The 9,651-nt window shown below is 70.1% G+C and carries 5 protein-coding genes and 1 pseudogene; all 6 read right to left on the bottom strand.

Annotation, left to right across the window (positions count from 1 at the left end; genetic code table 11):
• Window positions 1-142: 142 nt before the first annotated feature.
• A pseudogene (locus ER13_RS13790) lies at window positions 143-790 on the bottom strand (aldehyde dehydrogenase family protein); the annotation flags it as partial.
• A 21-nt stretch (window positions 791-811) separates the two neighbouring features.
• A complete protein-coding gene (locus tag ER13_RS13795; RefSeq protein WP_035310122.1) occupies window positions 812-1,819 on the bottom strand; it encodes an arginine N-succinyltransferase in 1,008 nt (335 codons plus the stop codon).
• Window positions 1,820-3,073 (bottom strand): hydrolase, encoded by a 1,254-nt coding sequence (locus tag ER13_RS13800; protein ID WP_035310124.1) that lies wholly within the window; start codon window positions 3,071-3,073, stop codon window positions 1,820-1,822. It abuts the gene before it with no gap.
• A gap of 67 nt (window positions 3,074-3,140) precedes the next feature.
• A complete protein-coding gene (locus tag ER13_RS13805; RefSeq protein WP_035310128.1) occupies window positions 3,141-7,373 on the bottom strand; it encodes a translocation/assembly module TamB domain-containing protein in 4,233 nt (1,410 codons plus the stop codon).
• Entirely contained in the window at window positions 7,370-9,166 is a 1,797-nt protein-coding gene (locus ER13_RS13810) for an autotransporter assembly complex family protein (protein WP_035310130.1), read from the bottom strand. Before ER13_RS13810 ends, ER13_RS13805 begins: the two co-directional genes overlap by 4 nt.
• Before the next feature lie 85 nt (window positions 9,167-9,251).
• A complete protein-coding gene (locus ER13_RS13815) occupies window positions 9,252-9,521 on the bottom strand; it encodes a hypothetical protein (protein WP_008258639.1) in 270 nt (89 codons plus the stop codon).
• Window positions 9,522-9,651: the final 130 nt, after the last annotated feature.

Genomic DNA, 9,651 nt, shown 5'->3' on the forward strand with positions numbered 1-9,651 from the left:
AAGTGCGCGGGCGGGGGGGGGGGGGGGCGGCCCGACCGGGATGGCCGGGGAGGCCTCAGGAGGGGGCGGGGTCCGAGAAGCCCACGGGGTGGTAGCCCCCCACCACCGGCCCACGGCAATCTTGCGGTTCTTGGGCGAATTACCGGGGGAAAGGCCCGCCCGCCGCGCCCGAACCGGTGAACATCAGGGCGTCGATCCCGGCGTCGAGCAGGGCCGCCCCGGTCTCGCGCCCGCCCTGGACGACATTGACCACGCCGGTCGGCAGGTCGGCGGTGGCAAAGGCCTCGGCCATGACCTGACCGACCAGGGGCGTCTCCTCCGACGGCTTGAACACGACGGTGTCGCCGGCCAGCAGGGCGGGGACGATATGGCCGTTGGGCAGGTGGCCGGGGAAGTTGAACGGGCCCAGCACCGCCGCAACGCCGTGTGGACGGTGGCGCAGGGTCGCCCGGCCGAAGGCTGTGTCGCTGGTCCGTTCGCCCGTGCGTTCGTCATAGGCGCGAATGGAGATGTCCACCTTGCCGATCATGGCGGCGGCCTCGGTCTTCGTCTCCCACAGGGGCTTGCCGGTCTCGCGGGCGATGGCCTCGGCGATCTGGGGCGCGCGGTCCTTCAGCACGGCCTGATAGCGTTTGACGGCGTCGATGCGGTCGGCGCGTGGGGCGTCGGCCCAGGCGGGGAAGGCGGCGCGGGCGGCGTCGACGGCGGCTTGGACCTGAACCGGACTGGCGGCCTCGCCTTCCCAGTTCACGGCTTCGGTGGCGGGGTCGGTGGAGTTGAAAATGGTCATGGCTCTATTCCAGTCCGCTCATCACGATTTCACCCGCACGCTGGCGCCGGCGCCCACCTTCAGGGCCGCAGCGGTCTCGGCGCCGATGCGAACCGTGTCGCCGTCGATGTCCGCCTTGGCGCGGACGGCGCGGAAGGCGGCGATGCTGTCGGTCGAGATCAGGGCCGGCAGTTCGGCCTCGACCCGGTCGGTGATCTCGACCGTCAGGCGGCGCGCGTCGCGCACGGTGCGGATATTGTCGCGCCCGCACGACACGGTCGGACCGGCGTCGAAGATGTCCACCAGACCGTTGGGCCTGAAGCCTTCGCTTTCCAGCAAGGCCATGGCCGGTACGCCCTGGGGGTGGACCTTGCCGATCACGGCGCGCGCCGGCTCGGGCAGCAGCTCGGTATAGATCGGGTGGCGCGGGGCCAGGTCCAGGATGAATTGTTTGTCGGTCGATCCGCTCATCCGGTCGGCGTGATCAAACTCCATCGGGAAGAACTTGTGCGCCACATGGTCCCAGAACGGGCAGGCCCCGTCTGGCGAGAAGACGCCGCGCAACTCGGCCAGCACGTTCTCGGCGAACAGTTCGGGCTGGGCGCCGATCAGCATGTAGCGCGACTGGCTCAGCAGGCGACCCGCCCCGCCCTTCCTCCGATCGGCCTTGAGGAACAGCGACCCGACCTCGGTCCAGCCCGTGCATTCATTGACCAGCACCAGGGTCTGGTGATCCAGCTTGACCCCGAGGGACGGCGAGGAGGCCGTGTTGTTGACGATGCGGAACGAGAAGAAGGGCCGCTTCAGCCCCACGGTCGCCTTGACCGATCCGACCCCGTCGATGTCGCCGGTGTCGCCGTCTTCCAGCATCAGGGTGTACCAGGCCTCCTGCGGCGTGACCTCGCCCCGGAAACTGGCCTGGCTCAGCTCCAGCCGTTCCGCCAGGGCGTCGGGATCTTCCGGCAGGCTGGTGAAGCCGGGACCGGACAGGATGGCCAGTTCCAGCAGATAGTCGAGATCGGCGGGGCCGGCGGGACGGACGACGAGCATTCAGAGGGTTTCCATCCGCAGGGCTTTGAGTTTGGCCGCGTCGATCTCGCCCGAGGCGATCTTGCACAGGATCAGGGCGCTGAGCTGGGCGCGTTCGACGAAGCTTTCGGGCCAGGCGAACTCCTGGTCCGAATGGATGTCGCCGCCCCGGACGCCCAGGGTGTCGATGTTGGGCAATCCGGCGGCGTGGAGGTTGTTGCCTTCGCAGACGCCGCCCGAAGGCTTCCAGGCGATGGGCTGGCCCAGCAGGGCGCCGGCTTGTTTCACCGCCTCGAACAGGGCCGTCTGGGCGGCGTCCATCGGCTTGGGCGGACGGGTGAAGCCGCCGTGCAGGTCCAGGGTCAGACCCTCGAACGGCGGCGTGGCGGCGATGGCGTGGACCGAGGCGTCGATCCAGTCGGCGGCGGCCTTGTCTGGCACACGCACGTTGAACCGCACCACAGCGTTGTCGGCGACGACGTTCAGGGCCCCGCCGCCCGAAATCTTGGCTACATTGACGGTGACGCCGTCCTTCTGGCCGTTCAGCCCGTGAAGGGCGGCGGCGATCATGGCCGCTCCCGCTATGGCGTTGCGGCCCTCTTCGAAGGCGCGGCCGGCATGGGCGGCCTTGCCCGTCACGATCAGATGATAGTTGCCGCTGCCCTTGCGCGCACCGGCCAGGGTGCCGTCCGCCAGGGCCGGTTCATAGGTCAGGCCGACATGGCCGCGCGCGCCCAGTTCGGCCAGCAGCGGGGCCGAGGCGGGCGAGCCGATCTCCTCGTCGGGGCTGAGCAGCACGGTCCAGCCGACGCCGTGCTTTTCGGGGTGGGTCTCGAAGGCGTCCAGCGCGGCCAGCAGCACGCTGATCCCGCCCTTCATGTCGGCGACGCCGGGGCCGTTCAGGGCGCCGTCCGCGCGGGTCGTGACGGTCTGGAAGCGGCTGTCGGCAGGGAAGACGGTGTCGTAGTGGCCGGTCAGGACGACCTGGATCGGCGCCTCGGGACGGGCGGTGATCTTCAGCGCGTCGGCGTGAGCCTCGGTCCGCACCGAGCCGTCGTCGGCGACGGTGGTGGAGCCCTGGGTGGCGATCCGTTCGACGACGGCGCCGGGCAGGGCCCTGGCTACGGCCTCCAGCGCGTCCAGCACGGCGTTCAAACCGGCGGCGTTGCGGCTGCCGGAGTTGATGTTCGCCCAGTCGATGGTGCGGCCGATAATCGCCTCGCGTCGCGCGGCGACGTGGTCGAGGACGGCCTGGTCCGTGGTCAGAATCCGCATCGGCCGGACCCTAGCCGTCGCGGGGCCAAAGGTGAAGGTCGCGTGGGGCACGTCGGGCGGCTGAGGCTTAGTTCCGGTTCGGGCGGCGGTCGGTGCGCTGGCCGGCTTCGCGGCTTTCGCGGCGCCAGCGGATCGACAGGCTGGTGTCGCCCTGACCGCCGAACTGCGAACTGATGGCCAGGTTGCGGCGCGGCTGCCATTCGACCTTGACCGCCGCCCCGCCTTCGCCGCCGCCGATGACCTCCAGATAGACGTTGTCGGTGATGTAGCGACCGCCGGCGACCGTCACGGCCGAGGCCTGGCCGCCGAAGGACAGACGGTCAAGCCCGGCCAGTTCGCGCAGGTTCCCGATCACGTCGAAGCCGCCGCCGCCCGCCAGGGCCGCGACCCCGGCGGCCAGTTGCGCCGCCTCGAACGGCGACAGTTGCGAGGCCGAACGGCCGAACAGCACCTGCGACAGGATTTCGTCCTGGGGCAGGGCGGGGGTGGACGTCAGGGCGATCTTCGGCTGGTCGGCCGTGCCGGTCACGGCGATGGAGGCGGTCAGGGCCGTATCCTCGCGCGTCGCCGACAGGTTCAGGCGGATCTGCTTCGGATCGGTCGACAGGGTCACGCGGCCGGTGTCGTTGAAGATGAACCGCTTGCCCGCGAACTCGTAATCGCCGCGCACCACATTGGCCGTGCCGGTCAGTTGCGGCTGGGCGATGGTGCCGCGCACCCGGGCGTTGACGTCGAGCACGACGTTCAGGCCGCGGCCGCTGACCCGCACCTTGCCGCCGGTCGAGCGCAGGGCGATGTCCATGCCGATCTGCGGCCCGCGTTGACGGGCCTCGGTCTCGACCGGATCGCCGCCGGGACGATTGATCTCGACCACGTCCATCGAGACGATGCCGGTGGCGCCGGGCACTTCCGGCTCGATCCGGGCCTCGTCGATATTCATCTGGCCCGACAGCTGGATGTTGCCGTCCTGACCGCGAACAATGGTGATCGGACCCGAAGCGCGGGCCTCGCCGATATCGTTGTCGATGACCCGGAACCGCGTGAGGTTCAACTGCGCCGTCGAGCCCGAGCCTTCGCGCAGCCCGATCCGGCCCTGGCCGGCGACGGTGCCGCCGGCGGTGTCATTGGCGGTGAAGGTCTCGATCAGGGCCGTGGTGTCGTCGAAGCTTGTCCTCAGAGTCAGGTCGCCCAGGACCAGGCCGACCGCCTTCTCGCGATAGGAGCCCTGGGTCAGGTCGAACCGTCCGTTCAGGCGCGGCGCGGCTAGGGTGCCGCCGAGGGTCGCCTGGCCCGCCACCTGGCCCGCCAGACTGCGGTCGCCGCCCAGGAACAGGTCCCAGATCGGCTGGATCTGGCCGTTGATCGAAACATTGCCGGACATGGGCCGCTGGCGGGCGATGGCCAGACGCAGCGGGGCGGCCGAGGCCTCGACCGGCAGGACGACATCGGCCGCCGCCTGGACCGCGCCCTCGTCGGACGCCGTCGCCTTGATCGTCAGGCTGTTGTTGACCAGGGTCGCGTCCAGCCGGCCGTCGACCGAAAGCCCGCTGGGGGCGTCGATGCTGCGGACATCCGCCAGGGTGACGTTGGCCGCCCCGGACAGGTCGTCGCCCGCGCCGCGCAGGGCGACCCGCCCGGTGGCGCGGCCGCGGAGATTGGGCGACAGGGTCTGCAGGTCCACGCTGGTCAGGTCGGCCTGGATGATCGCCGTGCGCGCGTCCTGACGCAGATCGGCCAGCAGCACGCCGCTGCCGACGCCCAGGTCCAGGTGGGCTGTCCGGCTCTGGCCGTTCAGGGTGATCATGGCGGCGCTGCGGGTGGTGAAGGCCACCTCGCGCACCCGGCCGCCGCCGCGCAGGGTCAGGGTCTGGGCGGCCCCGCGCCGCGAATAGACGCCTGTGCCGTTGAACTGGGCGGGGACACCGCCGCCGACGTCCAGCGCCAGGGTGAAGGGCAGGTTGTCCAGCGTGCCGCGGCCGTCCAGGTCGATGGTGCGGATGTTCCAGCTCTGGCCGGCCAGGCGGATGTTGCGGCCGTTGACGTCCAGAATGGCGCTTTCGGATCCGCCGCCTTCGGTCAGACGGATGCGGCCGTTGGCCTCGCCCGACGCCAGGAAGGCGCCGGTGCGGGCGGTGAAGGTCAGGTCCGCGCTGGAGGGGACGTTGTTGGACAGGGCGATCGCCCCCTGGGCGGTCACCCCGCCGGCGTTGACGTCCAGATCGCTCAGCCTGATCCTCCGCCCGCCCAGGAAGAAGTTCCCGGACGCCCGGGCCGGGCCGTAGTTCGAACCGCTGGTCACGGTGATCCGGCCGTCCGACGCATCCGCGCCCTTGCGGAAGCTCAGGATCAGGTCGGCCTGGGTCAGGGTCAGGGCGCCGGCCGTGACTGTGTCGAATCCGGCGGTCAGATCGACGCGCGGCTGGGACAATGTGCCGGTCAGGGCGCCGCGCCCGTTCATGTCGCCGCCGATCTCGACCGGCCCCACGGCGAAGGGGCCGCGCGCGTTCCAGTCCAGCGCCAGCCGCAGGCGGCCGTCGGTCTCGATCAGGCCCTTGGCCCCGGCGCGGCCCGCCGCTCCGGTCAGTTCGCCGCGATCCACCTCGATCCGGTTCCCATTCAGCTTGCCGGTCAGTTGCAGGCGCGGCGTGCGGCCCAGCAACCGGTTCAGCTCGTCCATTCCGACCGTCAGATTGCGGCCCCGGCCGTCGAAGGTCAGCATCCAGGGCGCGCCGGTCTTGGCCGACGAGGCGCGGACCGGACCGCCAAAGGCGCCCTTGGCGTCGGGCAGGATGCGCGAGGCGTCGGTCAGTTGCGCATCGCCGCGGAAGCCCATGCCGCCCAGCAGATTGCGCGAGCCCGAGCCCTTCAGCGTCAGCCCCTGGCCTTGAAGATCAAGTTTTTCCAGCAACAGGGCGCCGTCCTTCATCCGGGCGGCCTCCATCTGCACGCGCGGCGTCGCGCCCAGCAGGCCGCCGATCAGCCCTTGGTTCGAGCCGCCGACGGCGCGGATGTCCCCGTCCAGATCGATCCGGCCGTCCTTGACCTGGACGTTCAGCGGACCGGCCAGGCGGGTGGCGCGATAGCTGGCCAGATTGGCGTTCAGCAGGCTGGCCTGACCTTCCAGGGTCCAGGTCTCGGCGTCGCCCTTGAACAGGCCCGAATAGGCGGCGGGCCCGCCGACGTCGGACCCGACCAGACGGCTCAGCGAGACGGTCTGGAGATCCAGCCTGATTCCATCGGGCGAACTGCGGTCCGACATGCGGATCAGACCGCGCGCCTCGGACGCGACATTGTCCGACATCAGTTTCCAGCCCACGCCCTGGAACGCCTTGTCCTTGGCCGGAACCATGGCGAAGCCGAACCGGGCGGTGCGGCCCACGCTCTGAACAAAGGGTTCGAACAGGTCCGATCCGCTGAAGTCGAAGAAGCCCGAGACGCGCGAGCCGTCTTCGCCGAACCGGCCATCGACGGTCAGGGGCGTGAACTGTCCGGTCTGGACCTTGGCGTGGACCATGTCGGCGTTCACCAAGGCCACGGCCGAGAAGGGCAGGTCGGGCGAATAGCCCAGGGATCCGGCCAGCGGCCCGCCCTGGGCTTCATTGGCGCGCAGATTGACGCGGGTCTCTTCCAGCTTGCCGCCGAAGGTCGCCGCCAGCCGCAGATAGTCGCCGGGACGGTTCAGGCTGTCGGCGTTGACGGTCGCGGTCTTGGCCCCGCGTCGCGGCAGGGCGATGTCGCCCATCAGGTTCCAGCGGCCGTATTCCTTGGAGAAGCCTTCCAGCAGTTCGACCCTGGCGGAGAAGCGGTCGATATCGACGTCGATGGGTTGGGGGCCGCCGGGTTCGCCGCTGGGGGCGTCCAGAACCGGCCGACGAACCAGCTGGATCACCTCGGCGCTGATGTCGGTGGCGTGGAACCGACGGGTGATCAACGGCCAGTAGGACCAGTCGACCCGGACATTGCGGGCATCCAGCCAGACGCCGTCCCGGTCCGTCACCGTGACCCGGTCCAGGGTGAAGTCGTCGAACAGGTCGCCCTTCAGCCCATAGACGTTGATCCGGCCATAGCGGCTGATCTTCTGGCCCTGGACGAAGCCGGTCACCAGGTCGCGCCCGCCGTCCGAGACGATGTACATCCGCCCGCCGATCAGGGCGATGACCAGCAGCACCAGCAGGCCGCCGACCACGCCGCCGACGACCAGGGCCAACAGCTGCAGCAGGCTGCGCTTCTTGCGAACCTCGGCCGCGGATTCTTCCGGCGGTGCGGCGTCCGGCGTGTTTTCGGGCGGGGCTTCGGTCAAAACGCCTGCCCGATGCTGATGTAGATCTGGAAGGCGGAATCGCCCTCGCGCTTGTCCAGCGGCACGGCGATGTCGGCGCGGATGGGACCGAACGGCAGCTTGTAGCGGACGCCCAGGCCCGCGCCGTACCGCATGTTGGTCAGGTTCGGCGTCTCCTGGAAGCCGACGGCGCCCGCATCGACGAAGGCCACGGCCTGGAAGCTCTGGCCTATGTCACGGCGCACCTCCAGCGAGGTCTCGAACAGCGACAGGCCGCCGCGGGGGGTCAGGTCGGGCAGTTTGGGATTGACGCTCTGATAGGAGTAGCCGCGCACCGACCCGCCGCCGCCCGAGTAGAACAGACGGTCCGACGGCACGCTCAGCTCGCCGCCGCCGATGATCGAACCGATGCGGAGACGGCCGGCCAGAACCGTGCGCGCCCCGTCCTGGAGCGGCAGATAGGCCGTGGCCTGGGTTTCGCCGCGCAGGAACAGGATCGTGTCCTGGCCGGTCACGGCGGTCGGCTGGACCGAGGCGGTCACGCGCCAGCCCTGGGTCGGATTCAGCGGGTCGTTGGAGTTGTCGATATAGGCGCTGGTCCGCCCGGTGATGATGGCCAGATCGCGATCGAAGCTGACCGCACGGGGCGGGATGGAGGTGTAGTCGTACCGGATCTCGTTGTACCGGCCGGCGTCCAGCCCGACGCCATAGTTGAAGTAGGAGGTCTTGCCGATCCGCTGCTGCAGTTCGGCGGCCAGCACCAGGGCGGTGCGGTCGTAGGCGTCGGTGTCTTCCTTGACCACGCCGGCGCTCAGCTTCAGCGTCCGGCCCGGCTTGCGCCAGTGGGGCAGGGACAGGTCGGCGCCGATACGGCTGTCGATATCGGCTAGCCGGGTTTCCAGCCTCAGGGTGTCGGCGCGGCCGAAACGGTTGTAGCGGGTCCAGATCAGATCGACCCCCGCGCCCTCGGCCGTGGACCAGGTGGCGCCGGCCTCCAGCACGCGGCGCGGCCGGTCCTGCAGATTGACGATGATGGGGCGATGCCCGTCGGCGTTCGTCTGGTCGACGGGCGCCAGGGCGACGCCGACCCCGTCATACACCCCCGTGTCCAGCAGCCGGCGTTCCAGTTCGGCCACCTGGTCGGGGTCATAGCGATCGCCCTCGGTCCAGGGGGCCAGGCCCGCGACCCAGGCCGGGTTGGTGCGACCGGTCCGGGGCATGACCACGCCGTCCAGCAGGACGAGTCGGCCCGAGTCGATGCGGTATTCCGGGGCGACCGTGAAGGCGGCGTGATCGACCACGACGCGGCGCGGATCGGCCTTGGCGTCGGCGTAGCCGTCGCGGACCAGGGTGGCGACCGCCCGGCCTTCGCCGGAGATGACGTCCACGGCCCGGCCAGGGGCTCCCGCCTTCAGGCCTATGGCCTCCAGGGCGTCGGAGGCGCTTTCGGCGTCGGGCGCGGGATCGGTCCAGGTGATCGTGGGCTGGGTCAGCAGGAAGCGGCGGCCAGGCTGGACGTCCACGATGGCCGACGGCCGATCCTCGCCCTCGACCACGTCTTCCAGCACGGGCTGGTAATAGGCCTCGGAACGCAGCAGGGCCTCGGCCGCGCCCTGGGCGCCCTGGGCGCGGCGGCGGGCTTCGAAACGGCTTTCCGGGGCCCCGTCCACCTCGCCGACCGCACGTTCCAGCATGCGGCGCAGTTCGGCGTCCATGTCGCCGCGGATCTGGGCGCGAGGATCGGCTGAGGCGGCCTGGGCGGAAAGGCTGCAGGTCGCCAGGGCAGCGAGAAACAGGGTGGGCCGGAACGTCAAACTCTAGCTTTCGTCAAGGGCGCGGACTCCAAGTCGGCGTCTCGGTACGCCCTTGCATCCTGATGTGGCGGCGAAGCGGCGCGCCTCAGTAGAACAGGGTTTCGCTTTCCGGCTGAACCGACTGTTCGGACGTCCGCTCTTCCGGCGGAAGGGGGGCTGGCGCGGGCGCCGGCGCCGGATCGGTCACTTCAGGGGCGACGACCGGCTCGGCCGAATCCTCGGCGGCGGGAGCCTGTTCTTCGACCGGAGGGGCATCGGCATAGTCGTCCTGCGACCTCGATTGGTAGTCGTCGCAGCCCGCAAGCACCAGCGCGCCCAGCGCCGTCGCGGTCAGAACGAAGATCGAGCGTCTCATCAGAAATAGTTCCCCGGATATCGTCCGTTGCAACGCCCTCGGCGCCGCCTCGTTCCCATAGCGCGGAAAACTTCAGGGGTCATCCCGCCTCTTGCTCCAGGCCGCCTCACCCAGGGCGGTCAGGGGCGGG

Origin of the sequence: Brevundimonas sp. EAKA (assembly GCF_000698025.1) — a bacterium.
GTDB lineage: Bacteria > Pseudomonadota > Alphaproteobacteria > Caulobacterales > Caulobacteraceae > Brevundimonas > Brevundimonas mediterranea_A.